Annotated in this window: 11 protein-coding genes; 5 read left to right on the forward strand and 6 right to left on the reverse strand. The window is 71.8% G+C overall.

The genetic code is table 11. The features are described from left to right. Positions 1-454: WXG100 family type VII secretion target (locus tag ACWEVN_RS36860; protein WP_452054359.1), on the reverse strand; the 454-nt coding region annotated here is incomplete at its 3' end. 242 nt (positions 455-696) lie between these two features. Here ACWEVN_RS36860 and ACWEVN_RS36865 point away from each other — a divergent pair. Further along, positions 697-2,310 carry a long-chain fatty acid--CoA ligase gene (locus tag ACWEVN_RS36865; RefSeq protein ID WP_452054360.1) on the forward strand — a complete coding sequence of 538 codons (1,614 nt, stop codon included), beginning with the start codon at positions 697-699 and terminating at the stop codon, positions 2,308-2,310. 4 nt (positions 2,311-2,314) lie between these two features. Here ACWEVN_RS36865 and ACWEVN_RS36870 read toward each other — a convergent pair whose 3' ends face one another. Continuing rightward, positions 2,315-4,003 (reverse strand): helix-turn-helix domain-containing protein, encoded by a 1,689-nt coding sequence (locus tag ACWEVN_RS36870; protein WP_449684946.1) that lies wholly within the window; start codon positions 4,001-4,003, stop codon positions 2,315-2,317. 146 nt (positions 4,004-4,149) lie between these two features. On the opposite strand from ACWEVN_RS36870, the gene ACWEVN_RS36875 reads away from it, so the two are divergent. Next, positions 4,150-5,541 carry an MFS transporter gene (locus ACWEVN_RS36875; RefSeq protein ID WP_449684947.1) on the forward strand — a complete coding sequence of 464 codons (1,392 nt, stop codon included), beginning with the start codon at positions 4,150-4,152 and terminating at the stop codon, positions 5,539-5,541. Next, complete coding sequence (locus ACWEVN_RS36880; protein ID WP_452054361.1) at positions 5,538-7,127, forward strand: tannase/feruloyl esterase family alpha/beta hydrolase; 1,590 nt, start codon at positions 5,538-5,540, stop codon at positions 7,125-7,127. Before ACWEVN_RS36875 ends, ACWEVN_RS36880 begins: the two co-directional genes overlap by 4 nt. Before the next feature lie 55 nt (positions 7,128-7,182). Here ACWEVN_RS36880 and ACWEVN_RS36885 read toward each other — a convergent pair whose 3' ends face one another. Then, positions 7,183-10,827 (reverse strand): glycoside hydrolase family 3 C-terminal domain-containing protein, encoded by a 3,645-nt coding sequence (locus ACWEVN_RS36885; RefSeq protein ID WP_452054362.1) that lies wholly within the window; start codon positions 10,825-10,827, stop codon positions 7,183-7,185. 193 nt (positions 10,828-11,020) lie between these two features. Continuing rightward, positions 11,021-12,205 carry a hypothetical protein gene (locus ACWEVN_RS36890; protein ID WP_452054363.1) on the reverse strand — a complete coding sequence of 395 codons (1,185 nt, stop codon included), beginning with the start codon at positions 12,203-12,205 and terminating at the stop codon, positions 11,021-11,023. A 23-nt stretch (positions 12,206-12,228) separates the two neighbouring features. Between ACWEVN_RS36890 and ACWEVN_RS36895 the strand changes: the two genes are divergently transcribed. Continuing rightward, on the forward strand, positions 12,229-13,260 hold the full coding sequence (locus ACWEVN_RS36895; RefSeq protein WP_452054364.1) for a hypothetical protein: 1,032 nt from the start codon (positions 12,229-12,231) through the stop codon (positions 13,258-13,260). 146 nt (positions 13,261-13,406) lie between these two features. Here ACWEVN_RS36895 and ACWEVN_RS36900 read toward each other — a convergent pair whose 3' ends face one another. Together ACWEVN_RS36900 and ACWEVN_RS36905 are read right to left on the reverse strand one after the other, a co-directional pair. Beyond that, positions 13,407-13,748: a hypothetical protein gene (locus tag ACWEVN_RS36900; RefSeq protein WP_452054365.1), complete on the reverse strand. Its 342-nt coding sequence runs from the start codon at positions 13,746-13,748 to the stop codon at positions 13,407-13,409. A 34-nt stretch (positions 13,749-13,782) separates the two neighbouring features. Beyond that, the gene (locus ACWEVN_RS36905) at positions 13,783-15,441 is read right to left on the reverse strand and encodes an ArnT family glycosyltransferase (protein WP_452054366.1); all 1,659 of its coding nucleotides are present in this window, start codon (positions 15,439-15,441) and stop codon (positions 13,783-13,785) included. A gap of 223 nt (positions 15,442-15,664) precedes the next feature. Between ACWEVN_RS36905 and ACWEVN_RS36910 the strand changes: the two genes are divergently transcribed. Continuing rightward, the gene (locus tag ACWEVN_RS36910; RefSeq protein WP_449684954.1) at positions 15,665-17,059 is read left to right on the forward strand and encodes an endo-1,4-beta-xylanase; all 1,395 of its coding nucleotides are present in this window, start codon (positions 15,665-15,667) and stop codon (positions 17,057-17,059) included. Positions 17,060-17,114: the final 55 nt, after the last annotated feature.

A 17,114-nucleotide genomic window follows, 5' to 3' on the forward strand; every position in this document is an offset into this window, starting at 1 on the left:
CGCCTTCGCAGCCTTTCTGCGCGGTCTCCAGGAGCGTGACGGTGTCTTGGGCGCGTTGCCGGTAGGTGTCGGCGGCGGCGCCGGTCCAGGACGAGATGTCGGTGGTGACCATGCCGGTCAGGTCGGTGCCGATGCTGCCCAGTTCGGCCGCGATGTTCTTCCAGGTCTCCGACTGCGCGGCGATTTCGTCGGCGTTGCCGGTGAGGCCGTTGAGGGCTTCCTTGAGCGGTCCGACGTGTTCGATCAGCCAGCCGACCCCGGCGGCGAGGATCGCCCCGAAGGGGTCCATTGCCATCGAGAGCGCGTCCAGCGCCGTCCCGACGGCCCCGAGGGCGACCGAGGCCCAGTCCCCGCTTTCGATGGCCGACTTCAGGTCGTTCGCCGACTCCAGCAGCGAAATGCCCGAGTACGCCTTCGTCGAGTCCTTGGTCTCAGCCACCAGCGGGTTTGCCACTTGTTGACCTTCTTTTCGTCGGGCCTTCAGGCAAAATTAGCAGCGCCGTCTCCTGCGGCGGCGGTCCCGGAACCCGCCTGCCCGAAAATCCCGCCATCGCTGCCCGGGGTGGGCAACGGCCCGCCGGCGTGGAGGTGATCACCACCGGGGACCCCCGACGAGTGGGCGGTTCGCACCTCTGCCGCGGCCGGGAACGCTCTTAAAGTCACTCGCGACCAGGCCACCGGACCGGAAGAGGCGCCATGGACGGGCTGATGCAGCCACGGCCGCTCACCATCGCCCACATCCTGGAGCGTGCCGAGCGGCTCTTCGCGCACAAGGAAGTCGTCACGGCCGGGGGCGAGCGGCTCACCTACGCCGAGGTCGCCGTCGGGACCCGGCGCCTCGCCGCCGCGCTGGACGCCCTCGGCGTCCCGCCCGGCGCGCGGGTCGCGACCTTCGCGAGCAACCACCGCCGGCACCTCGAGCTCTACCTGGCCGTGCCGGTGACCAAGCGGGTGCTGCACCCGATCAACATCCGGCTGCCGGCGGAGCACCTCGAGTACATCGTCGAGCACGCCGAGGACGACGTCCTGTTCGTCGACCGCGCGCTGCTGCCGCGGATCTGGCCGAGCGCCGGCCGCCTGCCGCGGGTCCGCCACTGGATCGTGCTGCCGGACGACAGCGGCGAGCCGATCCCGGACGATCCCCGCATCCGGCACTACGACGACCTGGTCGCCGCGGCCGCGCCGGTCACCGGCTCGTTCGAGGACTCCTTCACCCTCGCCGACGAGCACCTCGCGTCCGGGCTCTGTTACACCTCCGGGACGACCGGGCCGCCCAAGGGCGTGCTCTACAGCCACCGCTCGACGGTCCTGCACGGCCTGGGGACGCTCGCCGCGGGCCTGATCGGCCTCGGCGAAAGCGACGTCGTGCTGCCGATCGTGCCCATGTTCCACGCCAACGCCTGGGGCCTGCCCTACGGCGCGATGCTGACGGGAGCCGCGCTGGTCCTGCCCGGCCCGTCCGCGGACCCCGGCCACCTGCTGCGGCTGATGGCCGCCGAGCGCGTCACCGTCGCCGGGGCCGTCCCCACGGTCTGGACGAGCATGGCGCCCGGGCTGCGTGACCACGACCTGAGCGCCACGCGGTTCCTGCTCGGCGGCGGGTCGGCCGTCCCGCCGGCGCTGTCGGAGACCTACCGCGCCGCGATCGGGGTGCCCATCACGCACTCCTGGGGGATGACCGAGATCAGCCCGGTCGGGGCCATCGGCGGCACCCGCACCCAGCACCGGGACGCGCCCGCGGCGGACCAGGTCGCGGTGCGGGCCGCTCAGGGGCAGCCGTTGCCGCTGGTCAACGTCCGGATCGTCGACGTCGAAACCGGGCGGGAGCTGCCGCGGGACGGCGACGCCGTCGGCGAGCTGCAGGTCGCGGGCCCGTGGGTGGCGGGCGGCTACTACCGGGTGGGCGCCGACGGCAGCTTCACCGCGGACGGCTGGCTGCGCACCGGCGACCTGGCCACCATCGACGCCGAGGGCTACCTGCGGCTGGTGGACCGGATGAAGGACCTGATCAAGTCCGGTGGCGAGTGGATCTCCTCGGTCGAACTCGAAAGCGCGATCACTTCGCACCCGGACGTCGTCGAAGCGGCGGTGATCGCCCGCCCGGACCCGCGGTGGATGGAACGCCCGGTGGCGTACGTGGTGCTGCGCGAGGGCGGCGAAACCTCGGCCGACGAGCTCCTCGAGCACATCACGCCGATGGTCGCGAAGTGGTGGCTGCCCGACGAAGTCGTGTTCGTGCCCGCGTTGCCCAAGACCGGCACCGGCAAGATCTCGAAGACCGCCCTGCGCGATTCGGTGCGGGTCGGCTGACCGCTCAGGACGTGACCGCCCGGAGCTGGTGCAGCCGCAGGCCGAGCTGCAGTTCCAGGTCGTTTTCGTGGCGCCAGTCGGAGCCGAGCACCGCGGCGGCCCGGTCCAGGCGCTTGAGCAGGGTGTTGGCGTGCAGGTGCAGCGCGCGGGCGGTCGCCGCGACGTTGGCGCGGTGGACGTAGTACGCGCTGAGCGTGCCGACCAGATCGGTGCCCCGCCGCCGGTCGTACTCCAGGAGCGCGCCGATCGAGCCGGCCAGGAACCGGTCGAGCTCGCCGGCCCGCTCGGGGTCGAACACCATGGCGTACAAGGCGTACTGGCTCGTGGTGGCGCCGCCGTCGGTGTGCCCGAGCGCGCGCATGACGGCGCCGCAGCGGCCGGCCAGCGACTGCGCCCGGGCCCAGTCGTGGCCGCTCGCGCGTTCGCCGACGACGACGACCGGACCGCCCAGCGTCCGCCGCAGTCTCGTGTGGACGTCCGCGACGGTGGCCTCGGCGTCGGCACCGGGCAGGATCATCGTGGCCCGGCCGAAGTGCTCGCCGGCCAGCCCGGCGCGGTCCCGGGCGATGTCGTGCAGGTGCCGCGCGAGGTCGCCCGGCGGCACCGCGGGGGAGTCCGCGACCAGGACCAGGTCCAGGCGGTCGACGTCGATGGCGCGGGCCCGGGCGCGGGCGCGCTGGGCCGGGCCGATGCCGGGGCTGCCGACCATGAGCTCGGTCAGCAGCTCCCCGCTCAGCCGCTCGCCGGCCTCGGCGACGGCCTGCTCCTTGAGGATGAGCAGCCCCAGGATGTGCGTGGCGCGTTCGAGCGTCCGCAGGTCCGTGTCGTCGCCGGTGCCCGACGGCCGGCTCCACACGAGCGCGCCGAGGTAGCTGTCGCCCGCCTGCACGGCCGCCACGCTGCGGTCGGTCCCGTCGGCGCCGGGCGACGTCGTGCAGCGGCCGGTGCGGCGGGCGTCCTCGACCGCCCCGGCCAGGTCCGTCCTCAGTGGACTGCTGGTCCGGCCGAGCAGCGTGACACTGCCGCCGAGCTGGTCGGCGAGGTGCTGGGCGACGTCGGCCGGGGTCCCGCCGTCCAGCACGACGCCGGTCAGGGCTTCGTGGATCGCCTGCGCCCGTTCGATCTTCCCGTAGGCGACCCGCAGTTCCCGCAACGCGGTCCGGCTCTCCTCGTAGAGCCGGGCGTTGTCGAGGGCGACCGCGGCGTGGTCGGCGAACGCGTTCAGCAGCGCGATTTCCTCGGCTTGGAACGACCGTTCGGAGCGGTCCGCGGCGAACAGCGCGCCGACGGCTTCACCGCGGATCACCAGCGGCACGCCGAGCAGCGCGACCAGGTCCTCGGTGACGACCAGGCGATCGAAGTTCGCGTCGTGCTGGATGCGCGTCGAGGTGGCGTAGTCGCGCACCCAGTGCGGGCTCTTGGAGGCCAGCACCTTGCCGCCGAGCCCGACCGTGGCCGGGATGGTCGCCGCGAGGAACTCCGCGGAGATCGTGCCTTCCGACGCGCGGGCCGACAGCCGGCCGTCCGCGCCGACCAGCGACAGGTAGGTGAAGTCGGTGCCGATCAGGTCGTGGGCGTGGTGCACGATCGACTGCAGCACCTCGTCGAGCTCGCCCAGCGCGGTGAGCGACTTGACGGTGGCGTACAACGACGCCAGTTCGCGCTGCCGGCGCGGTTCCGCCGCACTGGTCACGGGGTCGCCCTCCTCGGCATCGGGGTGGGCGAAAGACCCACCGCTGCGGCGGGAGGAGTGGGTGGTCCACACCTCAGCCGGCAGCGTAACCGCGCCCTACCATCACCGCCAGCACCTGCCTGACCTCCTCGACGAAGGCGGCACCCATGGCCATTCCGCTCACCCAGCCCGAAGGGCAGTCCGGCACCGGGGTGCCCGCCGCCCCGCGCCGGGGCTTCCGCAAACTGCTCGCCGCCGGGCTCATCGGCAGCTCGATCGAGTGGTACGACTTCTTCCTCTACGGCACCGCCGCCGCGCTGGTGTTCCCGAAGGTGTTCTTCCCGCACTCCTCGGCGCTGACCGGGACCCTGCTGGCCTTCAGCACGTTCTGGGCCGGGTTCGTGGCCCGGCCGGTCGGCGGCGTGCTCGCCGGGCACCTCGGCGACAAGTACGGGCGCAAGCCGGTGGTCGTCGCCTGCCTCGCGCTGATGGGGGCCGCGACCTTCCTGATCGGCTGCCTGCCCAGCGCGGCCAGCGTCGGCGCGCTCGCCCCGACCCTGCTGGTCATCCTGCGGTTCGTCCAGGGCCTCGCGGCCGGCGGGCAGTGGGGCGGCATCGTCCTGCTGCTCACCGAATCGGCCAGTCCCAAGCGGCGCGGCTTCGCCGGGACGTTCGGGCAGACCAGCGTGCCGGTGGCCGTCATCCTGTCCAACCTGATCTTCGTCGCGGCCAGCGGCCTGATGCCGGACGCGGCTTTCCTCAGCTGGGGCTGGCGGATCCCGTTCCTGCTCAGCGTCGTGATGTTCGGCGTGGTCCTCTACATCCAGGCCAAAGTGGAGGACACCCCGGAGTTCCGGCAGCTGCAGGAAGCCGTGGCGGACCAGGAAGGCCCGGTCGTCCGGGCGCCGCTCGCCCAGGTCCTGCGCAGCAAGTGGGGCACCATCCTGCTCGGCTGCGGGCTGCTGTCGGCCACCAACAGCCTGTTCTACGTCAGCATTTCCGGGCTGCTGAGCTACGGCACCGGCACGCTCAAGCTCCAGCGCGACTCGCTGCTCGCGGTGGTGCTGCTCAGTTCCGCGGCGATGCTCGCGACGATCCCGTGGTCCGGGCACCTCTCGGACAAGGTGGGCCGCCGCCCGCTGATCCTGATCGGCGGGCTGGGCGTGGCCGTCTGGGCGTTCCCGTACTTCGGGCTCGTCGGGACCGCGTCGCTGCCGCTGATCTTCGTCGCGGTCGCGGTGGGCTTCGTGTTCCAGTGCCTCACCTACGGCCCGATCGCGAGCTTCCTCGGCGAGCTCTTCGCGCCGAACGTCCGCTACTCGGGCGCGTCGCTGGCCTACCAGCTGTCCGCGATCGTCGTCAGCGGGGGAACGCCGTTCCTGATGACGGCGCTGATCGCGGAGGCCGGGAGCACCTGGCCGGTCGCCGTCTACATCACGCTGATGGGGCTGATCACCTTCGTCAGTGCGTGGTTCCTGCCCGAGACGAACCCGCCCGAGGTCCGGGCCGATCCGGACGCCGTCCCGGGCGCGCACCTGCACCAGGCGGCCGCGCGATGAGGAAGACGGTGGTGGCGGCCGTCGTGGCGCTGACGGCGAGCGTCCCCGGCCCCGCGCTGGCGTCTCCGGCCGCGCCGGAGTGCGCCGGGCTCGCCGGGCTGCGGATCCCGGCGTCGGTCATCAGCCTGCCCACGAGCGGCGGGCTGGTCACGGCCGCCGCCGTGGCGGGTGCCGCCTGCCGGGTCGACGCCGACCTGTACCCGGTCGATCCGGCCGCGCCGGCCATCAAACTGCGGGTCGCCCTGCCCGGTGCGTGGAACCACAAGGCGCTGATGTTCGGCGGTGGCGGGTACAACGGCACCATCCCCGACGTGGCGGCCAACGTGCCGTTCGGCCCCGCCGACCGGCCGACGCCGCTGGCCCGGGGCTATGCGACCTTCGCGAACGATTCCGGCCACCAGCAGGACCCGGCGCGCCCGCCGTCCCTGGACGGGTCGTTCGGCGTGAACGACGAGGCCTTGACCAACTTCGCCGCCGGCGACGCGTTGAAGAAGACGCGGGACGCGAGCCTGTTCCTCATCAACCGCGCCTACGCGGCGGCACCTGCCGAAGTCTTCTTCGTCGGCGGGTCGACCGGCGGCCGGGAGGCGCTGGTCGTCGCCCAGCGGTGGCCGGCCGCGTTCGACGGCGTCATTTCCGCCTACCCGGCCTGGAACAACCTGGCCGAGATCCTGGACCTGGGCTACCTCACGCAGGTCCTGTCACGGCCGGGCGCTTTTCCCGATCCGGTGAAGCAGAAGCTTCTCTACGACAGCGTCATCAGGGCCTGTGACAGCCGGGACGGTGTCGCCGACGGCGTGGTCTCGAACCCGGGCTGCCGCTTCGATCCGCGCGTGCTGCGCTGCCCGGGCGGGGCCGACACCGGCCCGGCGTGCCTGTCGGACGCCCAGATCGGGGCGGTGACGGCCATGTCGTCGCCGTTCCGGTGGCCGTACCGGATCGCCAGCGGCGAAACGCAGTACCCCGGCTTCCCGTTCCTTGCCGGCGCGGACATGCGGACGCCGTTCCTCGGCTTCGGCACCACCGCACCGGCCGACCCGATGCCGGTGACCAGCGGCTACGGCATGCAGTACTGGGACCAGTGGGTCAAGTACTTCCTCACCCGCGATCCGGGGCAGAACGCCCTGGACATCGATCCCCGGCACCCCGGCAAGTGGCTCGCCCGGATCAGCGCCCTGTCGAAGATCGAGGACCGCAACAACGCGGACCTGCGCCCGTTCGCCCGCGCGGGCGGCAAGCTGATCCTGCTGCACGGCGCCGCGGACGAGCTGGTCTCGCCGTACTCGACGAGCGACTACTACTCGCGGGTCCGTGCCGTGGCGGGCCCGCGGGTGACCGACGCGTTCCTGCGGTACTACGTCGTGCCCGGCGCCAACCACGCCAACTTCGGGACCCCGGCGTTCGCGGCCGGCTGGGATTCGCTCACGGCGCTCGAGCAGTGGGCGGGCACCGGCCGCGCGCCGGTGGACCAGGTCGTCACCGACCTGGCCCACCAGCGCACGCGGCCGCTGTGCGCCTACCCGGGCTGGCCCCGGTACCGCTCGGGTGCTCCCGACAGCGCCGCGAGTTTCGTCTGCACCCGCTGAGCGCGTCGTGAGTGGTAATGAGGGTTCTAACCCTCATTACCACTCACGACGGCGGTCAGCCGATGGCGACGGAGAAGATGTGCATCGCCGCGGTGCCCATGTTCGCGCCGTCGCTGACGTCCGGCAGGGTCAGGTACTGCACCGTCTTCCCCGGCTGCAGCGGGATCGGGGCGTAGTACAGGCTCACCCGCTGGTCCAGCCGTCCGTTGCTGTTGTTGAGGTAGGGCAGCGTGGTGAGGATGTCGCCGCCGGTGGCCGCGTTGGACCACCAGTCCGCGAAACTCACCGAGTGGGACTCGGTCGTCCCGTCGGTGTAGGTCACCGTCGCCGTTCCGCTCGGGCTGCCGTAGTCGCCCGCGCCGATCAGGCCCAGCGTGGTCCCGGAGCCCGAGAGCGCGATGGTCTGCCCGCCGGCCGAGCTGCCCGCGACCACGTTGTCCGGGCTGCCCGGCTGGGCGTCCGGCCAGGTGAACGTCAGCCCGTTGTGGGTGAACGTCGCCCCCGGTGTCAGGCTGGGCGTCGCCGCGGCCAGTGCCTGCGCGGAGAAGCTGGCGTTGCCGCCGTCGAAGTTGCCCGCGCCGGGGGTGGCGTCGTCGCTGATGCCCACGTTGTTGCGGGCCGCGGCCAGCGACGGGTACGGCGGGTGGGGCAGCAGCACGGTGGTCGCGTCCACCGCCGTGCCGCGGCCGTTGGCCGAGGTGAACGTGGCCTGCGCCGAGACGTCGAACTTGCCGGGCTGCGCCGACTCCGGCACGGCGATCTCCCAGGCGGTGCTGACGGTCTGCCCGGCGGGCACGGTGGCGAAGGTGGACGGCGAGGTGGCCTTCGCGGTCCAGCCGGCCGGCACGCTGAGCGTCAGGGCCACGTCACGCAGCGGCCGGGCACCCGCCGGGTTGGGCAGGGTGGTGGCGGCGGTGTACGTCGTCCCCGCCGTCACCTGCGCCGGTGCGCTGAGCGTGAACGGCTGCTCGACCACCACCGGCGTGGTGCCGGTGACGCCGTCGACCGTGACGCTGATCGTCGCGACGCCGGGCGCCACCATGGTCACCCGGCCGGTCCGGCTCACCTGGGCGACCCGCGGATCGCTGCTGCGGTACCCGATCCGGGCCCGGGACAGGTCGACGAACGACTGGTCGTCGTGCACCGCCTCGACGACGTGGTCGGCCGGCGTGTGCTGGTCGGCCTGAGCGGTGACGTCGGCGATCCACGGGTTCTTCGCCGTCAGGTCGAGGCGCTGGCCCGGGGTGAACACGACCTGGCCGGGCTGCACGGTCACGTACTTCGTCTTCGGCGCCAGGGCGCCCTTGACGGCGACCGAGGCGGTGCCGGCGAGGTGGCCGGAGTCGGTGCCGACGCCGAACCGGTAGGCGCCGGGGTACACCACTTCGCGGCGCTTTCCTTCGTCCCAGAAGGAAAGATCGCTGATCCGCACCGGGAAGGTCACGTGCTGGGTCTGGCCCGGCGCCAGTACGTTCGTCTTCTTGAACCCGGCCAGGCGCTGGCGCGGCAGTTCGACACCGGGGACGTCGAACGCCGTGGCCGCGTACAGCTGGGCGACGCTGGCGCCGGGCGTGGTGCCGGTGTTCGTGACGTCGGCGTGCACCGTCACCTGCCCGTTGGCGTCGACGGACTTGGTGTCGGCGTGCACGCGGGAGTAGGCGAACTTCGTGTAGGAGAGGCCGTAGCCGAACGGGTAGGCCGGGGTGCCGGTGAAGTACTGGTAGGTGCGGCCGAGGCCGCCGGTCTGCGACGGCGTCAGGCCGTAGTTCTTCATGGCCGGCAGCTGCGCGTCGTCGGTGTACCAGGTGAAGTTCAGGTGGCCGCTGGGGTTCTGCTTGCCGAACAGGACGTCGGCGAGCGCGGTGCCCTGGCTTTCGCCGTTGTACGAGCTGAACACGACGCCCGGGATCCCGGCGGCGTGGCCGAGCGACACGGCGCCGCCGGCCTGGACGGCCAGCGCGGTCCGCGGGTTGCCGGCCGCCTTGACCTGGTCGATCAGCGAGTCGTAGTTGCCGGGCATGGCGATGGTGGTGCGGTCCCGGCCTTCGGTGGCGACGTTCCCGTCGGTCCCGGCGAACACCACGACCAGATCGGCCGTCTTCATCGCCGCCAGGGTCGCCGCCGAGCAGCTCGCCGCCGTGGTCGTGCCGGTGGACGTGCCGCACGCGTCGAACGTGACCGTGGCGTCCGGGCGGGCGGCCTTGACCGCGGTCGTGATGCCCTGCACGGCGTTGACCTGCAGCGCGGGCTCACCGGAGTAGCCGCCGAGGGTGACCTTGTTGGCGAGATCGCCGACGACCACCACGCTGCCGAGCTTCGCCGGGTCGGCGGGCAGCAGCGGCGCGCCCGCGCCGGCGACCGGGTCGTTCCTCAGCAGGACCAGCGAGTTCGCGGCGACCTTCGCGGCCAGCGCCTGGTGCTCGGCGCTCTGGATGACGTCCTTGGTGATCTTCGTGTAGGCCACCCGGTCCGGCGGGTCGAACTCGCCGGTCTGCATGCGGATGGTGAACACGTGCACCAGCGCGGTGTCGAGCACGCCTTCGGACAGCACCCCGGCCTTGATGGCCTCCTGGATGTTGGCCACGGTGGCTTCCGAGCCGGTGCAGTTGAGCTGCGTGCCGGCGCGCAGGGCGTACGCCTGGCCGCCCGCGGCACCGGACACCTTCTGGCCGGTGGCGGTGTTCGTCCACTGCGTCGCCGCCCCGGCGGTGGTCGTGGTCCAGCCGGGCGGCGCCCAGTTGTGGCTGCCCGCTGCGTAGACGTCGCCGACCGCGCCGCAGTCGGAGGTGATGTAGCCGTCGAAGCCGTAGGTGCGCTGGGCGATGGCGTTCGCCGTGTAGGTGTCGGCCGGCGCCGGCGTGCCGTTGATCGCGTTGTACGACGTCATCAGGCCGGCGACGTGCGCGTCCTGGATCAGGTGCCGGAACTGCCGGGTGTAGTAGTCGCGGATGTTGGTCTCGGTGGTGTCCGAGGAGTCCGCGTGCCGGTCGTTCTCGACGTCGTTGAGCGCGTAGTGCTTGGCGGTCGCGGCGACCTTGAGGTACGGTGTCGCCGGCTTCCCGGACGGCGTCTGGCCCTGGTAGCCGTTGACGAACGCGCCGGCCATCTTCGCCACCAGGTAGGGGTCCTCGCCGAAGCCTTCGTCGGTGCGGCCCCACCGCGGGTCGCGGTCGAGGTTGACCGTCGGGGCCCAGTAGGTCAGGGAGCCGTAGTTGTTCTTGTCCGGGCCGATGTTGTTCTGCCCGACGCCCCACAGCGACTTGTCCAGCATGCCGCGGGCCTCGTCGGAGATCGCCGTGGTCTCCTGGTGGATCAGGTCCGGGTCCCAGGACATCGTGCTGGCGAGGTTGGTCGGGAAGCTCGTGGCGTGCACCCCGCCGGTGACCGTGCCCGCGTTGGTGTTCGCGCCGAGGGTGTTGAGGCCGTGCTGGCCTTCGCTCCAGTAGGTGTACTGCTGGACGCCGAGCCGCGGGATGGCGGGGGCGCTGTTGGTGCGCAGCTGCAGGACCTTCTCGGGCAGCGTCATGCGGGCGACCAGGTCGGCGGCCCGTTCGGCGAAGCTGTAGTGGGTGTCGCGGTAGACCGGCAGGGTGCCGGGCTGGGCGGGGGCCGCCTCCGCGATGGGGACGAGCGTGGCCGCGGCCAACGCGAGCAGGGGCACGGCGGTCAGTCTCCGCCGGCCGGGGAAGCGCAGGGACATCGGATCTCCGTCGCAGAAGTCGATGGGCGGGGTGCTCCGGGGCGTCGCCGGGCGGGGGGAACCGCCGGTTCGCAGGCTGGTCCGTGACCATCGTTCGCAAGGAATCCGGTTCTGGCAAGCAATTCACGGCCGGAGCGGCGTCACCGCTGGCGGGAGCCCGGGCGCGGCTGAAAGTTTCACCCGCCGGCCGTGGTCAGGCCGGTTCGGCGTCGGCCATCAGGGCGCGCAGCCGGGCGCCGTGGCCGGGGACCTGGCCGAGCAGCAGCCGGCCCGCCTCCTCGCCCCACAGCTTGCCGACCAGGTCCCGGTACTCCGACAGCCGCGGCAGCTTGCTGTCCAGCCGGAACAGGATGGCCAGCGGGCGCCGCTGCCACCAGCGGCGGATCCAGTCCACCGGCTGCGTCACCAGCAGGGCGCCGTAGCTCGTCGGCAGTGCCGGGCCGGCCGCGGCCTTCACGGCCTTCTCCGTCAGGTTCAGCATCTCGGTCAGTGACACGGTTTCGCGGTCGGGACCGCTCGCTTCGGCCAGCAGGGCCTGGTACCTGGCCAGCAGCTTCCGGCGCTCCCGGATCGTGTCGGCGTTGCGCAGATCGGCCTTGAATTCGCCGAAATAGCGCCGATAGCGGCGGAATTCGTCGCGCACGCGCAGCAACTGTTCCGGGACGTCGCCGAGCGAAGCCGCGCGCGAGAGCACCAGTGCGCTGATCGGCGGGATCGGGATGGTCGACATCGCCGTCCACTCGGCGACGAGGTCGCCGCCGTTGAGCGGCTCGTCGAGCGATTCGCTGACCTCGTCGTACAGCCGGCGCGGCAGCGAGCGGTAGGTCTTCTGCAGCGTGCCCGCCACGAACGGCACCCGGTCGAAGTCCGGGAAGTAGTCCAGGCCGTGCGCGGCGGCCACGATGAGGTAGCCGTTGCCGCGGTACAGCCGCTCCTTGACCGAGCCGTCACGGCTGCTGGCGTACCCGCCGAGCGCGTCGACCTGGGCGAGGAGGTTGTTCAGCCCGGTCGTGTAGTCCAGGCCGGGCAGCGCGCCGGACGCGTCGGCGGTGTGCTCGGGGCCGCCGGCGTCGAGGGTGATGCGTTTCGCGAGCTCGTCCGGCAGCCGCAACATGACGCGCCGCAGCTCCTCGGGGGACAGCGCCGGCCGGAACGTGCGGTAGAGCCCTTCCTCGCCGAGCCGCCGGCCCAGGACGTTGACGTGGTCGTCCGCCGCGCCCAGCGCTTCCAGGCGGTCGAGGAGCACCACCGCTTCGCAGAGCGCGCAGAGGTCGAGGAACAGCGGCAGGCTCAAGGTTTCCGGACGGCTCAGGACGCTGCTGGCGTTGGCGACCAGGGTCTGGGTCACCAGCGCCACGTTTTCCCCGGTTTCGGCCACGCCGTCCATCCTATGCTGGGGCGGTGACGTTCCTGCTCGAACTCGGCGCGGCGTCCGTCGAGGCGACCGAGGTCACCGGCACCGACCTGCTGCCGGTGCGCGAACTGGTGGAGCGCGGCGAGATCGTGCTCCTGCGCGAGGAGATCCCGCGCGAGCGCACCCTCGACCAGTGGCCGCGGGACGTCGTGGAGTCGATCGGGGAGTGCGCGGCGGTGCCGCTGTCGAGCCTGACCGGAGAGGGCGGCCCGCGCTACCCGCTCGTGGTGGGCCGGCGCGAGAGCATCCGCTTCCTCTGCTCGTACGCCGAGAGCGTGCCGGTTCCCTGTGAGGCCCAGCCGGTGGTGACGGACTACCGCGAGTTCCGGCACCTGTGGGTGACCGAAGCGCAGCCGCTCGAACCGGACGGCTTCGCGATCGGCACCACGCTCGCCAAGATGCACTCCCGCAACGTCCTGCACGGCGACGCCCACCGCGGGAACTGGCTGTTCGACCGCGACGGCACGGCGCTGGTGCACGACCCGCGGCCGGTGTTCCTGCACTGCCGGCCGAGCGCGGAGCAGTGCGCGACGGACATCCGCCCGCTGCTCCCGGCGCTGGAGCCGGACGGGTGGCAGAGCTTCCGCCTCGGCTACCGGGCGGAGTGGCCGGAGGAGGGGCGCGTCATCGACCTGATCCAGCTGAGCGACCGCACCGGCTGGGCGGCCGCGTTCCGCACGAGCGAGTTCGCGGCGGCGGCCGAGCTCATGGCGCGCCAGCTCGAGACCGAGGACACGCCGATCGTGCGGGTGATGCTGCTGGCGAACCGGGCGATGGCGCTGAGCCGCACCGAACGCCACGACGAGGCCCTGCAGGAGTGCCTCGCCGCCTTGCGGCTGGCGAGACAGCGTTGCCCCCACGTGGCCAACGGCCTGGGGCTCGCCGTGGCGGTGGTGTGGTCGGGATTGGGACAGCGGGCGAAAGCGGTGGAGGCGCTGCGTCCGGTGACCGACCGCCCCGAGCAGTTCCTCGCCAGGCTGGCGAGAACGGACGCTCAGCTGCCCATCATGAACATGTGAGCGCGCCGGGCCGGGGGACAGCTCGGCCCCGGACCCGTCCGGCGCGCAGCCGGTCGAGTGGCTTGCGGGCCGCCCATATCGTGGCGTACCTGATCGCCCGCGGCCGGGCCACGGTGTCCGAAGTGGAGGGTGTGGCCGCCCGCGCCCTAGCGGATGACGGTCCAGTAGAGGACGTCGGGGACGACGATCAGCAGGGCCACCGCGAGCCAATAGCGGGCCACCCCGAGGCCAGGGGCCCGGAAGGCGAACAAGGCGTTCAAGCCGAACACCACGAGCACGGCGAACAGGAACAGGACCAGGCCGATCACGATCTTGATCCCCGCTTCGCCGGACTCGGCCGCGACCTCGGCCAGACCGAGCTCACCCGCGAGGATCTGCACCGCGAACAGCCCCAGCGCGACCGGGTAGGCGCAGGGGATGGCCAGCAGCAGGTTGAGCGGAACGCCGATCAGCCAGACCTGTCCGAGGCGGAGCTCTCTTCGGGACACCCGATCATCATGCCGGAGACGCTCGGCGGGCGGCTCACGGTCGGCGGTGGATCGTGATCGAGTGCCCGACGTCGTCGAGCGGGGTGCTCGTGCGCAGCAGGAATCCCAGGCGGTCGTCCGCCTTGGCGATGGCCGAATCCGATACCACCAGCAGGCCGTGCACCGCGTCCGGGGGCACGGCCAGGGGGTCGGCCGCCTCGATGCCGTAGGACGACGGCACGCCGCTGCCCTTGTAGACCAGCCACACCCGTTCACCCGGGTAGCGCTGTTTCAGGCGCTCGGCCAGCCGGCCCAGGTCCTGGCCCCAGTCGACGTTCGAGTCGTGCAGCTGCCGGTGGGTCCGGGCCGGGCCGCCGAAGGCCTCGTTCGCGTACGGCAGGTAGTAGGGGAACGTCCGCAGCGAGCTGATCGCCGTGAACGCGACCAGGGCGGCCACGGCGACCGGCGCCCACCGGCGGCGGACGGTGACCACGCCGGCCGCTGCGACGGCCAGGAACATCGGCATGAAGAGCGCGTACCGGACGCCGAGGTCGCGGCTGCCCGTCATCGCCGCGGCCAGCAGCACGGCCGCGGGAAGCAGGACGTACGGTGCCGCCGGGCGCAGCCGGGGGACCGCCACCATCGCGACGGCGCCGGCCGTCCAGAGGGCCAGCGCGCCCAGCGGGGTCTTCACCAGCAGCGCGGCCGGGAGGTAGTACCACAGCGCACCGGCGTGCACGCTGCCGAACAGGAAGGTCGTCCACACCTGGTCTTCGAAGCCGAACTGGACGCGCATGCCGTCGAGGTACGGCTGTGGCAGCGGCAGCAGATCGGCGAGCGACCGCAGGCCTTCGACCGCGGGCAGGTCCGGTGGCGGTGTCCAGCGCAGCTGCGGATCGACGACGAGGTACGAAATCCACACGACGGCGATCGCGATCAGCCCGACGCCGAAGGCCGCCACCACGCCGGCGCCCAGACGCCTGACTGTCCGTTGTGGACCATAGGCGTACCAAGCCGACAGCGCGGCCAGGAGCAGCGCCACCGGAACCGCGGCCAGGGCACTCATCTTCGTGGCCACCGCCGCGCCCAAGGCCAGTCCCGCCAACGGAAGATAGCGCCAGGGACGCTTCCGGGCGCGCCACAGCAGCCAGGCCGACGTCACCAGAAAACCGGCCACCGGCACGTCGAGGGTCGCCAAAGACCCGTGCGCGATCAGGTCGGGAGAAAGCGCATACAGCGCCAGCGCCACGACACCGCCGGGCGGGCCGGCCAGATCGCGGGCGAACAGGAACACGACCAGCCCGAAGAGCAGCGTCAGCACGATGACCGGCAACCGGGCGAGCAGCAGCAGCCGGCCCGCGTCGTGGCCCGACTCGTACAGCACGTACCGGCCGAGCCGGGTCTGGTCGCCGGCGAAACCGGCGTCGACGTGCACGTCCGCGAAGGCGAGCCCGGTCGCGATGACGAGCTTCCCCAGCGGCGGGTGCTCGGGGTTGTACCGGAGGCTGTCGTGCTCCAGCGAAAAGACCGCCGCGCCGACGTAGACCGGCTCGTCGATGGTCGGGGTCTGCTCGACGGCCGTGGTGACCATCGCGATCGCCATCTCGGCCAGCAGCGCGAACACCGCGAGCGGGAGCAGCCACCGCCACCGGCGGCCGGGAGGACGCGCGCCGGCCCGCGGCGGCACGTCCTCCCGGATCGCTGCGATGATCACTCCCTGAAAGACGTCCGGCGGCGACCGTGGTTGTGCGCCTGGACCAGGACCCGGCGACCGGATTTCGCCAGCTCAAAACCGGCTTCGGGGGTGCCCGAAACTTTCGCCGTCTCAGCCGGGGCGAGACGCGTGGCGTCGAAAGTCGATCGAAACTTTTTGCGTGGCCCTTCGGTGGCGTGCTCTGCTGCTGGCAACGGGGGAACTTCACCGAAGGAGACCACGGATGGCGGAAAGTTCGTCGGACCTGCGCCGCAGGCGCTGGTGGCGGTCGACGACCACGCGAGTGCTGGCGGGCGTGGCGAGTGTCGCCGCGACCGCAACCGTTCTGGTGACCGCGCCCGGCGCGGACGCCGCGGCCAGCACGCTGGGCGCCGCGGCCGCGCAGTCCGGCCGGTACTTCGGCACGGCGATCGCCGGCAGCCGGCTCGGCAACTCGGCCTACACCACCATCGCGGCCCGCGAGTTCAACATGGTGACGGCCGAGAACGAGATGAAGCCGGACGCGACCGAGCCGAACCAGAACCAGTTCAACTTCTCGGCGGGCGACCAGATCTACAACTGGGCGGTCAGCCACGGCTCGAAGGTCCGCGGCCACACCCTCGCCTGGCACGCGCAGCAACCGGGCTGGATGCAGAACATGGGCGGCAGCAACCTCCGCAACGCGATGATCAACCATATCCAGAAGGTGATGGCCCACTACCAGGGCAAGCTCGCCTACTGGGACGTCGTCAACGAGGCGTTCAACGAGGACGGCAGCCGCCGGTCGTCGAACCTGCAGAGCACCGGCAACGACTGGATCGAGGTCGCCTTCCGGACCGCGCGCGCGGCCGACCCGTCGACCAAGCTCTGCTACAACGACTACAACATCGACAACTGGAGCTACGGCAAGACCCAGGGCGTCTACCGGATGGTGCAGGACTTCAAGTCCCGCGGCGTGCCGATCGACTGCGTGGGCCTGCAGGCCCACTTCACCGGCGGCAGCTCGGTGCCGGGCAACTTCCAGCAGACGATCTCCAGCTTCGCGGCGCTCGGCGTCGACGTCGCGCTGACCGAGGTCGACGTCACGAACTCGAACACCGGGCAGTACTCGGCGCTGACCCAGGCGTGCATGAACGTCGCGCGCTGCGTCGGCATCACCGTGTGGGGCGTGCGGGACAGCGATTCGTGGCGGTCCAACGAAAGCCCGCTGCTGTTCGACGGCAACGGCAACAAGAAGGCGGCCTACACCTCGGTGCTGAACGCCCTCAACGCCGCCGGTCCCGGCCCGACGACGACCCCGACGACACCCACGACCACCCCGACGGACACCACGACGACGACCCCGACCACCACGACCACGACACCGGGCGGGGGCAACTGCACCGCCACGCTTTCGGCGGGGCAGCGGTGGGGTGACCGGTACAACCTCAACGTCTCGGTCAGCGGCTCCTCCTCGTGGACGGTCACGATGAACGTGCCCAGCCCCGCGCGGATCAGCGCCACCTGGAACATCAACGCCACCTGGCCGAGCAGCCAGGTGCTGATCGCGAAACCGAACGGCAACGGCGACAACTGGGGCGTCACCATCATGGCGAACGGCAACTGGAACTGGCCGAGCGTCAGCTGCAGCACCTCCTGATCGACCCGGGCCCCAGGCCTCGTGAGTGGTAAGGCGGGTTCTAACCCGCCTTACC

The sequence above is a fragment of the Amycolatopsis sp. NPDC003861 genome, assembly GCF_053605405.1.

What these genes read in the sequence shown, in the direction of transcription:
- ACWEVN_RS36865 (WP_452054360.1), top strand. Translation starts at nt 697, where the DNA reads ATGGACGGGCTGATGCAGCCACGGCCGCTCACCATCGCCCACATCCTG.
- ACWEVN_RS36875 (WP_449684947.1), top strand. Translation starts at nt 4,150, where the DNA reads ATGGCCATTCCGCTCACCCAGCCCGAAGGGCAGTCCGGCACCGGGGTG.
- ACWEVN_RS36880 (WP_452054361.1), top strand. Translation starts at nt 5,538, where the DNA reads ATGAGGAAGACGGTGGTGGCGGCCGTCGTGGCGCTGACGGCGAGCGTC.
- ACWEVN_RS36885 (WP_452054362.1), bottom strand. Translation starts at nt 10,827, where the DNA reads ATGTCCCTGCGCTTCCCCGGCCGGCGGAGACTGACCGCCGTGCCCCTG.
- ACWEVN_RS36910 (WP_449684954.1), top strand. Translation starts at nt 15,665, where the DNA reads ATGGCGGAAAGTTCGTCGGACCTGCGCCGCAGGCGCTGGTGGCGGTCG.